This window comes from Pseudooceanicola endophyticus, assembly GCF_018760365.1.
GTDB lineage: Bacteria > Pseudomonadota > Alphaproteobacteria > Rhodobacterales > Rhodobacteraceae > Pseudooceanicola > Pseudooceanicola endophyticus.
In genome coordinates this window covers 160,219-177,909 of the sequence record NZ_JAHIAB010000002.1, presented here as the reverse complement: position 1 = coordinate 177,909, position 17,691 = coordinate 160,219, and the positions used below count along the sequence as shown (strand labels likewise).

Sequence of the window (17,691 nt, the reverse complement as noted above, 5' to 3'; positions counted from 1 at the left end):
CCCGGCATGACGTCCGGGCGTGCAGGACAGCAGGCGCGCCCCAGCGGGCGCGGGGGCCGGTTCATGCGATCGACGCCATCGTCGCGCGGCCCTCCTCTTTCGGTTAGCGCGGGGCGGCGGGACGATCAACGGATTCGCGCGCTAGAGGGCGACGACGTGATTGTCCCAGTTGCGATCCGCCCCCGCCTGCGGCACGAAACCGCCCCGCCCCGCCTGCCAGACACCACCCTGCCCGTCGGTGGCGAAGAACCCGCCCGGCGCCCGCGCCAGACCGCAGATATCGCCGCGCCGGTGGCTTTCCAGGAACCCTCCGGCGGCATCGAAGACATGCAGCCGCCCACCCCGGGGCGAGGTGATGGCGACGCGGCGGCCATCGCCCGAGAAGGCGACGGAACCGGCATAGCCCTTCATTGCCAGCTGTTCGGCCAGATCGGCCTGCGCCAGAAGCGGGGCGCCCTGACCCAGCCGGTGCAGCCCCAGAAGCGGCACGCTCTCCATCACGTCGCCCTCCCATTGCATGGCGAAGGCGACCTGGCCGCCCTGCCCCAGCGAAAGATGGCGGATCGAATTGTGGTGCAGCTCGGGCGCCAGAACGACCTGATCCAGCAGGCGCCCGTCCAGATCGACATAGGCAAGGCTGGGCCGCATGGTCGGCAGGTTCAGCTTGTCGCGGCCCTGCGCCGGATGGGTCCGGATGCCGCCATTGGCGACCACCAGAACGTTTTCGGAGATCTGCAGCACCTCGTGCGGGCCGATGCCGTGGGTCGGGATCTCTCCGATCCGGCGGTAGCCCTGGCGGCGCGACCACAGGCCCAGCACGCCCGAGGGGGTCTCGTATTCATTCTCGGGCGTGACCAGGATGTCGCCGCCCGCAAGGAAGGTGCCATGACCCATGAAATGCCGTCCCGGCGGGCTTTGCAGCACCTTGTCCACCTGTCCGCTGACGCAGTCGATCACCAGCCCGAAGGTGCCGGGACGGCGGGCGAAGGCCACGGCCTCGGGGCGATCGGGATGGGCGGCACCGGCATGGCCGCGCCCGGGCAGCGGCACGCGGAACAGGTCCTGCCCCGTCGCACTCAGCCCGAACAGCGCATAGCCCCCATCCGGTTCGCGTGCCGCCGCCAGATAGGCGGGGCTGCCGGCATCGGCCCAGCTGAGGCGCGGCACGGCCAGAGAGGCGGCAAGCGAGGCCATGAAGGCACGGCGGGAGGTGGTCATCGGCGGTCTCCTCAGTCTCCGTCGGCGGAATTGAACCCGGCACCAACGCCCAGGATCGGGCCGATCTCGCCCTCCACGGCGCGGCGCACGGCCTGAACGCGCTGCTGCACGATCTCGATCTTGAGGCGGCCGGAAGGATCGGCGGCATCCGCGAAGGACGGATCCTCCAGGGCCTCGGCGCGGGCGATGGCACTTTCGAAGGCCGCATCCGTCAGCGGAATGTCGGCCCCGGCCAGATCGCGCGCCAGCCCATGGAGCGCCTGCAGCGACAGCACCAGATTGCGGCGCGACCGCTCGGATCGGCGGGCCTCGGCGCGTTCGGGGCGGGGATCGTCGAAACTGCCCAGCGGGCGGCCCAGACGACCATCGGCATTGAATTCCAGCCCCGAGAGGAGCGCGGTGTAAAGCTGGCGGGCGGCCTCGTCCGGCGACAGGTAGGCGGTATTGCCGGGCGCGCCGGCGTCGCGCATCAGCCCGGCCTGGCTGTCGCGCCATTCCGTATCGATGGCCCCGGCCATGCGGGCCAGATCGTGGGAAATCGCCCGGGTCAGCGCGCAGCCGTAGCTGTCGGGGCCATAGGCGAACTGAGGATCATACAGCATCCGCTCCAGCGCGAAGAGGCCCCGCGCGGCGACCGAGACCTCGGCAAAGCCCTCGGGCGTTGCGACCACAGGATCCTGATCGGCGATCAGCCCCGTCAGCATCCGCGGCGTGAACCCCTTGGCATCGGGCCAGAAGGCGATGGCGCGGTCGCGCCCGGCCTCTTCCAGCGGGCCAAAGCGCAGATGGGCAATGGCCAGCCAGGCATCGAAGGCGGCGCCGTAGGGGGCGGCCATGGCGGGCATGGTACAGTCCCGGTCCGAGGCCTCGGACAGCGCCTGCGTGGCTTCGGCGAAGCCGGCGGTGCCGGGCAGGATGTCGCGCGCGATCACCTCGGGGACACCGGCGGCGGCGCCCAGCGGCAACAGGCAGAGGGCGGCGATGGGCAGGGCTTTGATCATCAGAGGCTCTCCAGGAAGGCAATCAGGGCGGCGCGGTCTTCGGGTTCAAGGGCCACGACATGATCCCGGGCGGCGGCCGCCTCTCCGCCATGCCAGAGCACCGCCTCCAGCAGCGAGCGCGCGCGCCCGTCGTGCAGGTAGTAGCTGTGGCCGTTGACCTGCGGCGTCAGCCCGATCCCCCAGAGCGGCGGGGTCTTCCATTCAGTGCCCGAGGCGCGCCCCTCGGGGCGGTTGTCGGCCAGCCCCTCGCCCATGTCGTGCAGCAGAAGGTCGGTATAGGGCCAGATCAGCTGAAAGCTTTGTTCCGGCTGGCCATCCAGCCGGTTGGTGACGAATTTCGGCACGTGGCAGCCGGTGCAGTTCGCCTCCGAGAAGATCCGCTTGCCGCGCAGCACGTCCTGGGCATCGACGTAGCGGCGTTCCGGCACCGCCAGGTTGCGGCTGTAGAAGGTCACCAGGTCCAGGCCGGTGGCGTCGATCTCGGCGCCGGTGTCGGGGTCGCTGCCGTCGGGCGCGGCAATGCAGAGCGCCTGCGCCGTGGTGCAATCGCCCGAGGGCGCGCGGAAGATCGGGGTGGAAATGCCAATGTCGCCCGCGAAGGCCGCCGCCGATTGCTCGCGCACCGAAGGGGCGCCGGCCTTCCAGCCGAAACGACCCAGCATCGGCGCGCCCTTCTCGAAGGACCACACGATCTGCGCCCGCCCCGAGATGCCGTCGCCGTCGCGATCCTCGGGATCGGCATGGGCCAGGATGTCCTCGGTCGGGATCGCCTCCAGCAGGCCCAGGCCGATCATCTGCGGCGCCACGCGCGGGCTCAGCATCGCGCCATCGGCCAGCGGCCCATAGCCCAGTTCCAGGGCCTCCCAGTCGGGGCGGCGCAGATGGGCGGTTTCCCCGTTCATCGGCACCTCGACCTCTTGCCAGGTGACACCCAGACGGTATTCCGCCGGCAGCCCCGGCAGCGAAAAGTCCTGTAGCTGCCCGCCGTAGACCGGATCGGGCCGGGTGCGCGCCGGCGTCTCGCCGCGCGATTGCAGGAAGGCCTCGATATCGGAAAGCGGCGCGCCGCCATGGGCGGGCACCGAGATGCGCAGGAAGATCGACACGTTGTCGGGGGCACCCGGTTCGGGCGGATGGCCGCGCCCGTCCTTCAGGTGGCAGCGCTGGCAGGCCCGGGCATTGTAAAGCGGGCCCAGCCCGTCGCTGGCCAGCGTCGAGGACGGCGCAGAAACCCAGATCTTCTTGAACAGGCCATTGCCGACCTTGAAGTCCAGCTCGCGCTCGAAGGTCATGTTGCCCGAGCTTTGCGAGAAGGCATCGGCGTCGCTGCGCGCCCGCGTGGTGGCGGCGCCCGCCGGGTTCTGCTCGAATTTCTCGGGGGCCGAGAAATCCTGCGTCGGTCGCGTCACCATGGCCACCCGGGCGGCCTCGTCCTTGTCGCGGGGCAGGATGTTGTCGAGCGGCTCGGCCAGGTCCGTGGCCGCGGCGGGGCCGGCCAGCGCAACGGCGCAGGCGCCCAGGCGCAGCAGGGTCAGGATCGGCTTGGCGGGGGGCGTCATGGGCATCTGTCGGGGGATCTCCTTCCCCCAAGGGAGGTGCCCGAAATACCCAAGCAAATCAATCGGAATTTACACGTCCGGCGTGTCCGCGTCCCGGCGCACCGGGACGCGGAGGCGAGCGGCTTACTCGGCCTCGTCGGCGGAGGAAGCGTTCAACATGCCATAGTTCTGCGCGCCGATGTTGTCGTGCAGATCCAACTGGGTTTCGAGGAAGTCGATATGGCCTTCCTCGTCGGCCAGCAGCTCATCGAAGAGGTCCTTCGAGATATAGTCGCCGATCTGGGTGCAATATTCGCGGGCTTCCTTGTAAAGCGCCCAGGCGTCCTTTTCGGCGGCCAGGTCGGCTTCCAGGGTTTCCTTCAGGTTTTCCCCGATGCGCAGCGCGTCGAGCTTCTGCAGGTTCGGATGGCCTTCCAGGAAGATGATCCGCTGGATCAGCTTGTCGGCGTGGTGCATCTCCTCGATGCTTTCCTCGCGCGATTTCTTGGCGATCTTGCCAAAACCCCAGTCTTCCTGAAGCCGGTAGTGCAGCCAGTACTGGCTGACCGCGGTCAGTTCGCTGCGCAGGGCTGCGTTAAGGTATTCGATGACCTTCGCGTCGCCTTTCATCCGTTCTCTCCTTGTCGAGATGCGCGGGGGGCGTCCCCGCGCGACTTTCGGTGCGGGGAGACTACCCCGAAAGGCAGAGGGGTTCGCAAGACAAAAGGACCCGAAGGGGACGCGAAATCGTCGCGACCCGGCGGCGGGGTAACACCCGACCGGGGGATCAGAGGCGGGCGCCGACCCGCTGGGAGGTGCCGTCGGCGGCCTCGAAACCGCGGCGGCGGCGCAGGTTGCGCAGGGTATCGGGCACTTCGAAGTTCGAAGACTTGCACATGGTATCCATGAACAGCGGCAGGCAGCCGCCGCAGTCGGCCTTCTTGCCCAGGGCGCGGTAGATCTTGCCGGGGGTGATGATCGTCTCGGGGTCGGCAGAGCGCATCCAGTCGATCGCGGCATGAATGTCGCGGTCGGTGATCGACATGCAGTGGCAGACCATCATGGTGTTCATCCTTTCCGGGTCGTTCAGAGCCGGGCTGCGGGGGGCCGGACCCGCCCGCACCCTGTGGGAGGGCCCGTCCGTCAGGTCATTCGAAGACGGCGTTGGGGTTGTCGAGGCTGTCGGATCCTTCGAAGCCGATCTGCTCAAGGTTGAGGGCGGCGACGGCGCGTTCGATGCCCCGGGTCTGAGTGACCAGCGCATCGACCGCGTTCATGATCAGCGCTTCGCCCCGGTCATTGCCGCGGGCCAGCATCATGTCGTAGGACAGGCCCCCTTCGGCGGCGACCTTGAGCTCGGTCAGGCGGGCCATGGTGGCATCCAGCTGGCCGCGCAGCGCCGCATCGACCTGCGGATCGGCGGCGGCCACCAGATCGGACAGCGCGGGCCCGCTGGTCACCGTGCCGTCAACGCCGACATAACGCCCGAGGTAGACGTTGCGGATGCCCAGCCCGTCGTAGAAATGGCTGTTGTGGGTGTTGTCCGAGAAGCAGTCATGCTCTTCCTCGGGATCGTTCAGCAGCACGCCCAGCTTCATCCGCTCGCCCGCCTGTTCCCCGTAGGAAAGGCTGCCCATGCCGGTCAGCATGGCGATGATCCCGGCATCGGGATTGTCCAGCAGCGCCGTGCGCGCCGCACCATCGCCCTGCCACTGCGCCGTCATCCACTCCAGATCCGAGACCAGAAGCGCGCTCGCCGCTGCCAGGTAGGCGCCGCGCCGGTCGCAATTGCCATGGGTGCAGGCCTCCCCGGCGGCGTAATCCGTCCAGGGGCGGTTGCCGGCGCCGGGCGCGGTGCCGTTCAGGTCCTGCCCCCAAAGCAGGAATTCGATGGCATGATAGCCGGTCGCCACATTGGCCTCGACGCTGTCGGCCTCCTGAAGCGTGTCCGACAGCAGCGCCGGGGTGATCTGCGCCGCATCCACCTGCTGCCCCGACAGGGTGAAGCTGGGGGTGGCGATGACATTCAGCACCGCATAGCGGTTCTCGTCGCTCTGCCCGCCGTAGGAGGGATCCACGTAGTCGATCAGCCCCTCGTCCAGCGGCCAGGCATTCACCTTGCCTTCCCAGTCATCGACGATCGGATTGCCGAAGCGGAAGGCCTCGGTCTGCTGGTAGGGCACGCGGGCGGCCAGCCAGGCGGCCTTCGCGGCCTCCAGCGTCTCGGCCGAGGGCTGCGCGATCAGCGCCGACACGGCGTCCTGCAACCGCGTCGCGGTGCTCAGGCTGTCGCCATAGGCCGCCAGCGCGATATCGGCATAGGTGCCAAGCACCTCTGTCTTGTCCTGCGCCTGGGCGGGCACGGCAGCCAGGGCGCCAAGCGTGGCAGCGGCTGTCAGTCGTCGGATCATGCGGTCGGTCCTCCCGGAGAAACTGGGCACACCGGCGGGAGCCTCCTGTTCCGCCCCGTGCCGGTCTGGTTGTCCGCATTTCTGACTGAATTACTCGGTTACGTCAATCCCGAGTGTTTCTCTCATCCATTGCAGATCACCCCAGGCGTGCATTGCCCAAATCACAGGCAAATTGCCGCAGCCGCGAAACCGGGCCGTTTCCGCTTTGCGACATCCTGCGCGCGGGAAGCGACGTGGGGTCACCGCAGCCTCTTGGCAGGCTGCCCCGCCTCGGTATCTGCTGCGCGCCAGGACCCGACCGCGAAGAGGACGCCATGTCTGCCGATCCCCTCCTGCAACCCTTCCAGCTGAAGCACCTGACGCTGAAGAACCGGCTGATGACCTCCAGCCACGAACCCGCCTACCCCGAGGACGGCCTGCCGAAAGAGCGTTACCGCGCCTATCATGTCGAACGGGCAAAGGGCGGGCTGGCGCTGACGATGACCGCCGGATCGGCCATCGTGTCGCGCGACAGCCCGGCGGCGTTCAACAACGTCACCGCCTGGAAGGACGAGGTGGTGCCCTGGATGAAGGCGCTGAGCGACGCATGCCACGACCATGGCTGCGCGGTGATGATCCAGCTCACGCACCTGGGCTGGCGCACCCGCTGGGACACCGGTGACTGGCTGCCCACCCTGGCGCCGGGCCCGGCCCGCGAACCCGCCCACCGCGCCTTCCCCAAGGTGATGGAGGATTTCGACTTTGCCCGGGTGATCCGCGACTATGCCGATGCGGCAGAGCGGATGCAGCAGGCCGGCCTCGACGGGATCGAGCTTGAGGCCTACGGCCATCTGCTGGACGCCTTCTGGTCGGGGCACCTGAACCATCTTGACGCCCCCTATGGCGGTGACCTGGCCGCCCGGATGCGCTTTCCCGCCGAGGTGCTTCAGGCGATCCGCGATCGCACCGGCCCCAACTTTCTGGTCGGCATCCGCTTCACCGCCGATGACCAACAGCCCGGCGGCATCAGCGAAGACGACGGGCTGACCATCGCGAAGACCCTGCGCGACCGGGGCCTCGTGGATTTCCTGAACGTGATCCGCGGCCGCATCGACACCGATGCCGCGCTGACCGACGTGATCCCGGTGCAGGGCATGCGCTCGGCCCCGCATCTGGATTTCGCCGGCCGCATCCGCGCCGAGGTCGGCCTGCCCACCTTCCATGCCGCCAAGATCCAGGATGTCGCCACCGCCCGCCACGCGGTCTCTGAGGGGTTGCTGGACATGGTGGGCATGACCCGCGCCCACATGGCCGATCCCCATATCGTCAATAAGATCGCCAGCGGTCAGGAACACAGCATCCGCCCCTGCGTCGGCGCCACCTACTGCCTCGACCGGATCTATGCCGGCGGCGCGGCGCTGTGCATTCACAACCCCTCCACGGGCCGGGAGCTTTCGCAGCCCCATGCCATCGCCGCCGCCGAAACCGCGAAACAGGTGGTGGTGGTCGGCGCCGGCCCGGCGGGCCTCGAAGCCGCCCGCGTCGCCGCCGCCCGCGGCCATGCGGTCACCGTCTTCGAGGTCGCCGACCAGCCCGGCGGCCAGGTCCGCCTCGCCGCCCAGGACAAGCGCCGGAGCGAACTTCTGGGCATCATCGACTGGCGCACAGAGCGCTGCACCGAGGCCGGCGTGCAGTTCCGCTTCAACACCTGGGCCGAGGCCGAGGACATCACCGCCCTCTCTCCCGACCTGGTGATCATCGCCACCGGCGGGCTGCCCTCGACCGATCTGGCCGGGCCCGGCGGTCATCTGGCGCTCTCGCCCTGGGACGTGCTCTCGGGCGAGGCCCGCCCAGAGGGGCGCATCCTGGTCTATGACGAGGCGGGCGATCATGCCGGCATCCAGACCGCCGAGATCCTCGCCACCCGCGGCGCCGAGGTGGAGCTGATGAGCCCCGACCGCACCGTCGTCCCCGAGGTGATGGGCATGAACCTGACGCCCTACATGCGCAGCCTTCAGGGCCACCGGGTGACCTTCACCATCGCGCGCCGCCTGCTGGCGCTGGTGCGCGCCGGCAACGGGCTGACCGCCCGGATCGGCACCGATTACTCGGCCCTGACCGAAGAGCGCCGCTTCGACCACGTGGTGGTCAACAACGGCACCCGCCCGCTCGACGAGCTTTACTTCGAGCTGAAGCCGATGTCGCGCAACGGCGGAGAGATCGACCAGCAGGCCCTGATCGACGGGCGCGCACCCTTCCCCGCCCATCGCCCCGAAGCCGGCTTCGACCTGGCCCGGATCGGCGATGCGGTGGCTTCGCGCAACATCCACGCGGCGATCTACGACGCCCTGCGCCTCACCCGCCTGGCCTGAGCGAACGGCAAAGGGGCAGCCCCGACGGCGCCCCTTTCATCTTTCCCCAAATACGGTCCTGCCCGGCCCGCAGCCGGACCGCCCCCGGTCCAGGGGCACGCCCCCTCAGTCCAGCGGGCGCCGCACGAAGGGCACGGCCGCGCGTACCAGCGGATCGAAGGCCGCCCCCGCCTCGGCCAGAGCCAGGAACTGCGCCCGCATCCCGGGATCCCAGAAATCGTTCAGATGCGCGGCGACGCGCTCCGCCTGGTCCGTCCCGGGCTGGGCGCGAAAGAAGCCGGCGATCTGGTTCGCCATGATCACGAGCTTCTCGCTGGACCGGGTGTCAGGCGACATCGGCGCCTCCGCTGCGGACCCGTTCGGGATGGGTGTAGAGATCGAAGCCGCCATCGCGGGCGAAACCCGCCAGGGTGATCCCCGCCGCCTGGCCCTGGCGCACCGCATGGGCCGTCGGCGCCGAGACCGCGACGATCATCCGGCAGCCCGCGAAGGCCGCCTTCTGCACCAGCTCGACCGAAAGCCGGCTGGTCATCACGAAGGCCCCCGAGGCCGGGTCTGTCCCCGCCCGCGCCAGCGCCCCGATCAGCTTGTCGAGCGCATTGTGCCGCCCCACGTCCTCGCGCGCCATCACCAGCCCGTCGCCCGGCACCAGGAAGCCCGCCGCATGGACGGCCCGGGTCTGGTCATGCAGCGGCTGGCAGCCGCGCAGCGCCGCCGCCCCCGCCGCGATCTCCCCGGCGTCAAAGACCGGACCGCCGCTCAGCACCGGCAGCGCCCGGCTGGCCTCTGTCAGGCTGTCGATGCCACACAGGCCGCAGCCCACCGGCCCCGCCATCGCCCGCCGCCGGGTCTTCAGCGCATTGCCGCGCCCCGCCTCCAGCCAGAACCGCGCTTCCGAACCCGCCTCATGCTCGACGATCTCGAGGTCGCGCACATCCTGCGGCCCCGCGATGATCCCCTCGCTGAGCGAGAAGCCCAGCGCGAAATCCTCCAGGTCCTGCGGAGAGCACATCATCACCGCCTGGGTCGCGCCGTCATAGACCAGCGCCACCGGCCATTCCTCCGGAAGGCTCCGGGTGACCTCGTGCAGCGCATCGCGCACCGCCCATCCCGAAAGGCTCTGAACCGCTTTCACCATCTTCTACTCCGCTGCCGGCAGGATGCGCCGCGACCGCCCGGCCCGGGCGGCCCGGGCGCGCTGCCCGTCCGTGGGGCCGTTCGACAGGCTTACCTGCACCGCCGTCACCTTGTATTCCGGGCAGTTCGTCGCCCAGTCCGAGACATCCGTCGTGATCACGTTGGCCTGCGTATCGGGATGATGGAAGGTTGTATAGACCACCCCGGGACTGACCCGATCCGTCAGCGTCGCCCGCAGGCTGGTCTCTCCGGAGCGCGAGGCAAGCCGCACCCAGTCGCCCTCCTGCACGCCGCGCAGCTCGGCATCATGGGGGTGGATCTCCAGCCGGTCCTCACCATGCCATTGCGCATTCGGGGTCCGCCGGGTCTGGGCGCCGACATTGTACTGCGACAGGATCCGCCCGGTGGTCAGCAGCAGCGGAAAGCGCGGCCCGGTCTTCTCATCCGTCGGCAGGTATTCCGTCACGATGAAGCGCCCCCGCCCCCGCACGAAGCCGTCGACATGCATCAGCGGCGTGCCCTCGGGGTGTTCGGCATTGCAGGGCCACTGCACGCTGCCCTCCTGATCCAGCAGATCGTAGCTCACGGCGGCGAAGGAGGGGGTGGTGCGCGCGATCTCCTCCATGATCTGCGAGGGGTGGCCATAGCGCCAATCCGCCCCCATGGCATTGGCCAGCATCTGCGTCACCTCCCAGTCGGCATGGCCGTTCCGGGGCCGCATCACCGCGCGCACCCGGTTGATCCGGCGCTCGGCATTGGTGAAGGTGCCGTCCTTCTCAAGGAAGCTGGAGCCGGGCAGGAAGACATGGGCATATTGCGCCGTCTCGTTCAGGAACAGGTCCTGGACGATGACGCAGTCCATCGCCTTCAGACCGGCGGCCACATGCATCGTATCCGGGTCCGATTGCAGGATGTCCTCGCCCTGGCAATAAAGCCCTCGGAAGCGCCCCTCCAGCGCCGCATCCAGCATGTTGGGAATGCGCAGCCCCGGTTCCGGGTCGATCGGCACGCCCCAGGCGGCCTCGTAGATCGCGCGCACATCGGCGTTCTTCACATGGCGGTAGCCCGGCAGCTCATGCGGGAAGGAACCCATGTCGCAGGCCCCCTGCACGTTGTTCTGCCCCCTGAGCGGGTTCACCCCCACCCCCTTGCGCCCCATGTTGCCGGTCAGCATGGCCAGGTTGGCGATCCCCATCACGGCGGTGGAGCCCTGGGAATGCTCTGTCACCCCCAGCCCGTAATAGATCGCGCCATTGCCCCCCGTCGCGTAAAGCCGCGCGGCGGCGCGCAGCTCCGCAGCAGGCACGCCGCTCAGCAGCTCCGTGGCCTCGGGGCCATGGCGCGGATCGGCAATGAAGGCCGCATAGGCCAGGTATTCGTCCCAGTCGCAGCGCGTCCGGATATAGGCCTCGTCGATCAGCCCCTCGGTGACGATGACATGGGCCATGGCGCTGACCACCGCCACGTTGGTGCCGGGCCGCAGCGCCAGGTGATGGGCAGCCGCCACATGGGGCGAACGCACCAGGTCGATGCGGCGCGGATCGATGACGATCAGCCGCGCCCCCGCCCGCAGCCGCTTCTTCATCCGGCTGGCAAAGACCGGATGGGCATCGGTCGGGTTGGCGCCGATCACCAGGATCACGTCGCTGGCCTCGACACTGTCGAAATCCTGCGTCCCCGCCGAGGTGCCGAAGGCCTGGCCCAGCCCGTAGCCGGTTGGCGAATGGCAGACCCGCGCGCAGGTGTCGGTGTTGTTGTTGCGAAAGACCGCCCGCGCCAGCTTCTGCACCAGGAAGGTTTCCTCGTTGGTGCAGCGGCTTGAGGTGATCACCCCGATGCTGCGCCGCCCGTGCGCCTGCTGGATCGCGCGCAGCCGCCCGGCGGCAAAGGCCAGCGCCTCGGCCCAGCCGACCTCGCGCCAGGGATCCTCGATGCTGTCGCGGATCATCGGCCGGGTGATGCGGTCGGGATGGCTGGCATAACCATAGGCAAAGCGCCCCTTCACGCAGGAATGGCCATGGTTCGCCCGGCCTTCCTTCGAAGGCACCATGCGCACCAGCCGGTCGCCCTGCAGCTCGGCCCGGAAGGAACAGCCCACCCCGCAATAGGCGCAGGTGGTCAGCACCGAGCGGGTCGGCAGGCCCTGCGCGATCACGCTCTTCTCCTGCAGGGTGGCGGTCGGACAGGCCTGCACGCAGGCGCCGCAGCTTACGCAGTCCGAGGCCATGAAATCCGCCCCCCCGGTCGCGACGCGGCTTTCGAAGCCCCGCCCCTCAAGGGTCAGCGCAAAGGTCCCCTGCACCTCCTCGCAGGCCCGCACGCAGCGATTGCAGACGATGCATTTCGACGGATCAAAGGCGAAATAGGGATTGCTCTCGTCCACCGGTCGCCACTCGGGGTTCCGCTGCCCGGAGGTGTCGCGCACCTCGAAATGGTTTGCCCCCGTTACATAGCGCACCTCCCGCAGCCCGACGGCCCCGGCCATGTCCTGAAGCTCGCAATCGCCGTTCGCCGCGCAGGTCAGGCAGTCGAGCGGATGATCCGAGATGTAAAGCTCCATCACCCCCAGCCGCACCCTGCGCAGCTTCTCGGACTGGGTGTGCACCACCATGCCCGGATGCACCGGCGTGGTGCAGGCGGCCGGCAGGCCCCGCCGCCCCTCGATCTCGACCACGCAGAGCCGGCAGGAGCCGAAGGCCTCCAGGCTGTCGGAGGCACAGAGCTTCGGGATCGCCAGCCCCGCCTCCGCCGCCGCCCGCATCACCGAGGTGCCCTCGGGCACCGTCACCGCCACCCCGTCGATGGTCAGATGCACGGGGCGTCCCTCCCGCGCCGGCGTGCCCAGGTCCCGCGTCTCCCCCGGCATGACGAATGCCGTCATGGCTCCACCCTCCATCCCATTTTCTTGTTCCAAGTACCTCGGGGGAATCGCGCGGAATGCGCGATGGGGGCAGCGCCCCCTGCCACGCCGCCGCCCCTCATTCCGCCACCTCCGGCAGGATCCCGAAATCCTCCGGGAATCCCTCCAGTGCCGAAAGCACCGGATAGGGCGTGAAGCCCCCCAGCGCGCAGAGCGATCCAAGCCGCATCGTCTCGCACAGATCCTCCAGCAGCGCGACCGCCGCGCGTTCCCCGGCAAGGATCCGGTCCAGCGTCTCGACGCCCCGCACCGCGCCGATCCGGCAGGGGGTGCACTTGCCGCAGCTTTCCAGCGCGCAGAACGCCATGGCAAAGCGCGCCATCGCGGCCATGTCGACGCTGTCGTCGAAGACCACCAGACCGGCATGGCCGATCAGCCCGCCCGCGCCGTCGAACTCCTCGTAGCCAAAGGGCGTGGCGAACTTGTCGGGCCCGAAATAGGCCCCCAGCGGCCCGCCGATCTGCACCGCGCGGACCGGGCGCCCCGAGGCGGTGCCGCCGCCGATGTCCTCGATGATCGTGCCCAGCGGCATCCCGAAGGCGGTCTCGAACAGCCCGCCGTGCTTCACGTTGCCAGAGATCTGCAGCGGGATCGTGCCGCGCGACCGGCCCAGCCCGAAATCGGCATAGAACGCCGCACCCCGCGCGAAGATCACCGGCACGGTGGCCAGCGACAGCACGTTGTTGACCACCGTCGGACAGCCCAGGAACCCCTCGAGCGCCGGCAGCGGCGGCTTGGCGCGCACCACCCCGCGCCTGCCTTCCAGCGAATTCAGCAGCGCGGTCTCCTCGCCGCAGACATAGGCGCCGGCCCCGACCCGGATCTCCAGCTCGAAACCCCGGCCCGATCCCAGCACATCCGGCCCCAGCAGCCCCCCTGCGCGGGCCAGGTCCACCGCCTGCTCCATCACCGCGATGGCGCGGGGATATTCCGAGCGGATGTAGACATAGCCCTGTGCCGCCCCGGTCCCGAGGCCCGCGATCACCATGCCCTCGATCAGGGTGAAGGGATCGCCCTCCATCAGCATCCGGTCGGCGAAGGTGCCGCTGTCGCCCTCGTCGGCGTTGCAGACGATGTACTTGCGCGCGCCCTGCGCCAGCCGCACGGTGTCCCACTTGATCCCGGTCGGGAAGCCTGCGCCGCCACGACCGCGCAACCCCGAAAGCTTCACCTCGTCGACGATGGCCTCCGCCGTCATCCCCAGGGCGCGGCGCAGCCCCGCAAGCCCGCCCTGGGCCGCGTAGTCGGACAGGCTCAGCGGATCGATGACGCCGCAGCGCGCGAAGGTGAGCCGGGTCTGGCGGGCGAAAAAGGGGATCGCCTCGGTGGGCCCGAGGCTGTCCAGCCGCCCCTCCAGCAGCGCCGGCACATCCCCGGGGGTGACGCCCCCGTAGGCGATGCGCCCGCCGCCTCGGTCCAGCTCGACCAGCGGTTCCAGCCAGACCATCCCGCGCGAGCCGACCCGGATCACCTCGGCCTCGAGGCCGCGTTCTTCGAGGCCGCTGCGCAGCGCCGCCAGCACCGCCTCGGCCCCCAGCGCGATCGCGGCACTGTCCATCGAGACGTGGATCCTCATGCCCGCGCCTCCCCCGCCAGCTGCGCCAGGCGGGCCGCGTTCAGCCGGGCGAGCGGCGCGCCGTCGTAAAGCGCCGCCGGACCGCAGGCGCAGAGCCCTAGGCAATAGACCGGCGCCACCGTCAGCGCGCCGTCCGGGGTGGTGCCGTGCCAGTCGAGCCCCAGCGCCGTCAGCAGCCGCTCCGCCATCTCCGCCGCCCCCATGGCCTGGCAGGCCTCGGCGCGGCAGATCTGCAGCAAGTGGCGCCCCTGCGGCGCGCGGGCGAAATCATGATAGAACGAGATCACGCCATGGACCTCGGCGCGCGACAGGTTCAGCGCCTCGGCGATCAGCGCCGGAGCGGCCCCGGGGATCTGCCCGTAGGCCTCCCGCAGGGCATGCAGGATCGGCAGCATCGGCCCCTCCCGCGTCAGGTGGCGCGCGATCAGCGCGGCAATCTCGGACTGGGCTGGCTGCGGCTCCATGCGATCTCCTCCATGCGATCTCCTCCATGCGATCTCCCCCTCGCTTGCGGCCATGACGGCGCTGCCGGATCGATGTGAAATCCATTTCGGCAATCCGTCAAATGCCGTGACAAGTCTATCATACCAAGGGATGTTCCACCAAACCCGCAGCGCCAAGCGGATGAGGATGGATGACCGGCACGGCTGATCGGCAGCTGCGCCGGATCCGGGGGGCTCTGCCCCCATCGCCTGCGGCGATCCCCCCGAGGTATTTGGACCAAGAAAATGGGCGCAGGGCGGTCCCGCTTCGCGCAAATCCGCGTGACTGCGCCGGCGTGCCGTTTGGTCGCCTTGCGCCGGACGTAGGGAAAGACTGTGTTGAAAACGATGCTGCACCTGCAAACAACCGGAGCCGCCCCATGCTGATCGAGAACCGGACCTTCGACGAGCTGTCCGTCGGCGATACCGCCGAGCTGAAACGCCTGTGCACCCAGGACGACCTGATCGTCTTTGCCAACATGTCGGGAAACCACAACCCGATGCATATCGCCGATCTGGACGGCGACGGCGACGGGCGCGCCGAGGCCATCGCGCCCTCGATGTTCGTCGGCTCGCTGATCTCGGCGGTGCTGGGCAACTTGCTGCCGGGGGCCGGCACGCTCTACCGGGAACAGAACTTTGTCTTCCATGCCCGCGCCCATGCCGGAGAGGAGCTGATCAGCCGGGTGACGGTGACGGCCCTGCACCCCGAAACCAGCCGGGTGACGCTGGCCACCGAGGTGCGCCGGATCGAGGGCGACGTGCTGATCCTGTCGGGGGTGGCCGAGGTCGAGGCGCCGCGCCACAAGATCCGGCTGAACACCCATGACCTGCCCGGGCTGATCGTGCAGCGCCATCGCCATTTCGAGAAGCTGCTGGAGAAGGCCGAGGCGCTGCCTTCCCTGCCCACGGCGGTGGTCTGCCCGGAAGAGGAGAAATCCCTGGGCGGCGCCCTGCTGGCGCGGCGCCACCGGCTGATCGAGCCGATCCTGGTGGGCGATGCCGCAAAGATCCGCAGCACCGCCGAGGCCCTGGGCGCCGATCTGGACGGCATCGAGATCCTGGACGAGCCGGTCGCCCGCCTGGCGGCGGTGCGGGCGGTGGCGCTGGTGGCCGAGGGCCGCGCGCGCGCCCTGATGAAGGGGCATCTGCATACCGACGACCTGCTGCGCCCGGCGCTCGACAAGGCGACGGGGCTGCGGATGGGGCGCCGCTTCACCCATGTCTTCGTGATGGATGTGCCCGGCCTGGCGCATCCGCTGCTGATCACCGATGCGGCGATCAACATCGCCCCCGACCTTAAGACCAAGATGGACATCGTGCAGAACGGCATCGACCTGGCGCGCTCGCTCGGGATCGAGCTGCCCAAGGTCGGCGTGCTGTCGGCGGTCGAGGTGGTGAACCCCGACATCCCCTCTTCGCTGGATGCGGCGCTGCTCTCGAAGATGGCCGATCGCGGGCAGATCACCGGCGGGCTGGTGGACGGGCCGCTGGCGATGGACAATGCCATCGACCTGGGCGCCGCGAAGACCAAGGGCATCACCTCTGCGGTGGCGGGCCGCGCCGAGGTGCTGGTGGCCCCCAACCTTGATGCCGGCAACATGATCGCCAAGCAGCTGACCTTCATCTCGCACGCCGAGGGCGCCGGGCTGGTGCTGGGGGCGAAGGTGCCGATCATCCTCAATTCCCGGGCCGACAACGACATGGCGCGGCTTGCCTCCTGCGCGGTGGCGGCGCTGCATCACGCGCGGATCTCGGGGGGCGCGGCATGAGCCATGTGCTGACGCTGAACGCGGGCTCTTCCTCGTTGAAATTCGCGCTGTTCACCGCCGAGGCGGAGCCGCGCGCCCTGGCCACCGGGCTGGTGGAGCGCATCGGCACCACGCCGCAGCTGAAGCTGAAGTCCGCGACCGGCGGCGTGCTGGCCCAGGCCCGGCTGGAGCTGCCCGGCGGGCGCGACCATGCCGGGGCGCTGAAGGCGGCGCTGGCGCAGCTGCGCCACCATTATCCCGATGCCCGGATCGACGCCGTCGGGCACCGCGTCGTCCATGGCGGGCGCAATTTCGCCGCCCCCCTGGTGCTGGACGATGCCGCGCTGATGCAGCTGGAGACGCTGGTGCCCTTCGCGCCGCTGCACCAGCCCCACAACATCGCCGGCGTGAAGGCCGCGCTGGAGGCCTTTCCCCGGGCCACCCAGGTCGCCTGTTTCGACACCGCCTTCCACCGCCACCACCCCTTCGTCAACGACACCTTCGCCCTGCCGCGCGGCTATTACGAGAAGGGCGTGCGGCGCTACGGCTTCCACGGCCTGAGCTACGACTACATCGCGGGCCGGCTGAAGCAGCTGGCCCCCACCCTGCATGACGGGCGCTGCATCGTCGCGCATCTGGGCAACGGCGCCTCGATGTGCGGCATGGTGGCCGGGCGTTCGGTTGCCTCCTCCATGGGGTTCTCGGCGCTGGACGGGCTGCCGATGGGCACGCGCTCGGGGCAGATCGACCCGGGCGTGCTGCTCTATCTGATGGACCAGGAAGGCATGAGCCCCGGCGCCATTGCCGAGCTGCTCTATACCAAGTCGGGGCTGCTTGGGCTGTCGGGGCTTTCGGCGGACATGCGCACGCTGCTGGGCTCGGACACTCCCGGCGCGCGCGAGGCGATCGACTATTTCACCTTCCGCATCCGCCGCGAGATGGGCGGCCTGGCCGCCGCGCTGGAGGGGCTGGATGCGGTGATCTTCACCGGCGGCATCGGCGAGAACGCCGCCCCGATCCGCGAGAAGGTCTGCGCCGGAATGCACTGGCTGGGGATCGAGATCGACGCCGCTGCCAATGCCGCCGGAGAACTGGTGATCAGCACGCCGCTGAGCCGCGTGCATGTCATGGTCATCCCCACCAACGAGGAGCTGGTGATCGCCCGTGCCGCCAGCGCGCTGGCCGGATCCGGGGCCGCATCTGGGGCCACAGCTTGATCCGGGGCTTGATCCGGGGCCGTTCAGGCCGGATCCGGCTGAAGCCGGAAACAAGACGGGCCGGACCCGGGGCATTGCCCGGCTCCGGC

General features: G+C 69.3%; 14 protein-coding genes. 3 read left to right on the top strand and 11 right to left on the bottom strand.

The window, feature by feature from the left end; genetic code table 11:
• Positions 1–141: 141 nt before the first annotated feature.
• The 6 genes from KM176_RS04410 to KM176_RS04385 all read right to left on the bottom strand — a co-directional run bounded on the left by KM176_RS04410 (position 142) and on the right by KM176_RS04385 (position 6,168).
• Positions 142–1,218, bottom strand: coding sequence for a DUF1513 domain-containing protein (locus tag KM176_RS04410; protein ID WP_160895397.1), 1,077 nt, complete (start codon positions 1,216–1,218; stop codon positions 142–144).
• Between the two features lie 11 nt (positions 1,219–1,229).
• On the bottom strand, positions 1,230–2,219 hold the full coding sequence (locus tag KM176_RS04405) for an imelysin family protein (RefSeq protein ID WP_160895396.1): 990 nt from the start codon (positions 2,217–2,219) through the stop codon (positions 1,230–1,232).
• Positions 2,219–3,778: a di-heme oxidoreductase family protein gene (locus tag KM176_RS04400; protein WP_160895452.1), complete on the bottom strand. Its 1,560-nt coding sequence runs from the start codon at positions 3,776–3,778 to the stop codon at positions 2,219–2,221. The genes KM176_RS04405 and KM176_RS04400 overlap by 1 nt, the downstream gene beginning before the upstream one ends.
• Before the next feature lie 123 nt (positions 3,779–3,901).
• On the bottom strand, positions 3,902–4,387 hold the full coding sequence (gene bfr / locus KM176_RS04395) for a bacterioferritin (RefSeq protein ID WP_160895395.1): 486 nt from the start codon (positions 4,385–4,387) through the stop codon (positions 3,902–3,904).
• A 157-nt stretch (positions 4,388–4,544) separates the two neighbouring features.
• Positions 4,545–4,820: a (2Fe-2S)-binding protein gene (locus KM176_RS04390; protein WP_160895451.1), complete on the bottom strand. Its 276-nt coding sequence runs from the start codon at positions 4,818–4,820 to the stop codon at positions 4,545–4,547.
• Between the two features lie 85 nt (positions 4,821–4,905).
• Positions 4,906–6,168, bottom strand: coding sequence for an imelysin family protein (locus tag KM176_RS04385; protein ID WP_160895394.1), 1,263 nt, complete (start codon positions 6,166–6,168; stop codon positions 4,906–4,908).
• 314 nt (positions 6,169–6,482) lie between these two features.
• On the opposite strand from KM176_RS04385, the gene KM176_RS04380 reads away from it, so the two are divergent.
• Positions 6,483–8,519: an NADH:flavin oxidoreductase gene (locus tag KM176_RS04380; RefSeq protein ID WP_160895393.1), complete on the top strand. Its 2,037-nt coding sequence runs from the start codon at positions 6,483–6,485 to the stop codon at positions 8,517–8,519.
• A 105-nt stretch (positions 8,520–8,624) separates the two neighbouring features.
• On the opposite strand, the gene KM176_RS04375 is transcribed toward KM176_RS04380, so the two are convergent.
• The 5 genes from KM176_RS04375 to KM176_RS04355 form a co-directional block, all read right to left on the bottom strand.
• Positions 8,625–8,855: a formate dehydrogenase subunit delta gene (locus KM176_RS04375; RefSeq protein ID WP_160895392.1), complete on the bottom strand. Its 231-nt coding sequence runs from the start codon at positions 8,853–8,855 to the stop codon at positions 8,625–8,627.
• Entirely contained in the window at positions 8,845–9,657 is an 813-nt protein-coding gene (gene fdhD / locus KM176_RS04370) for a formate dehydrogenase accessory sulfurtransferase FdhD (RefSeq protein WP_160895391.1), read from the bottom strand. Before fdhD ends, KM176_RS04375 begins: the two co-directional genes overlap by 11 nt.
• A 3-nt stretch (positions 9,658–9,660) precedes the next feature.
• On the bottom strand, positions 9,661–12,537 hold the full coding sequence (gene fdhF / locus KM176_RS04365) for a formate dehydrogenase subunit alpha (protein ID WP_160895390.1): 2,877 nt from the start codon (positions 12,535–12,537) through the stop codon (positions 9,661–9,663).
• A gap of 97 nt (positions 12,538–12,634) precedes the next feature.
• Positions 12,635–14,152, bottom strand: coding sequence for a formate dehydrogenase beta subunit (locus tag KM176_RS04360; protein WP_160895389.1), 1,518 nt, complete (start codon positions 14,150–14,152; stop codon positions 12,635–12,637).
• A complete protein-coding gene (locus tag KM176_RS04355; RefSeq protein WP_160895388.1) occupies positions 14,149–14,616 on the bottom strand; it encodes a formate dehydrogenase subunit gamma in 468 nt (155 codons plus the stop codon). Before KM176_RS04355 ends, KM176_RS04360 begins: the two co-directional genes overlap by 4 nt.
• A 398-nt stretch (positions 14,617–15,014) precedes the next feature.
• On the opposite strand from KM176_RS04355, the gene KM176_RS04350 reads away from it, so the two are divergent.
• Together KM176_RS04350 and KM176_RS04345 are read left to right on the top strand one after the other, a co-directional pair.
• Positions 15,015–16,406: a bifunctional enoyl-CoA hydratase/phosphate acetyltransferase gene (locus KM176_RS04350; RefSeq protein ID WP_160895387.1), complete on the top strand. Its 1,392-nt coding sequence runs from the start codon at positions 15,015–15,017 to the stop codon at positions 16,404–16,406.
• Positions 16,403–17,602 carry an acetate/propionate family kinase gene (locus KM176_RS04345; protein WP_160895386.1) on the top strand — a complete coding sequence of 400 codons (1,200 nt, stop codon included), beginning with the start codon at positions 16,403–16,405 and terminating at the stop codon, positions 17,600–17,602. The genes KM176_RS04350 and KM176_RS04345 overlap by 4 nt, the downstream gene beginning before the upstream one ends.
• The last annotated feature ends 89 nt before the right edge of the window (positions 17,603–17,691 follow it).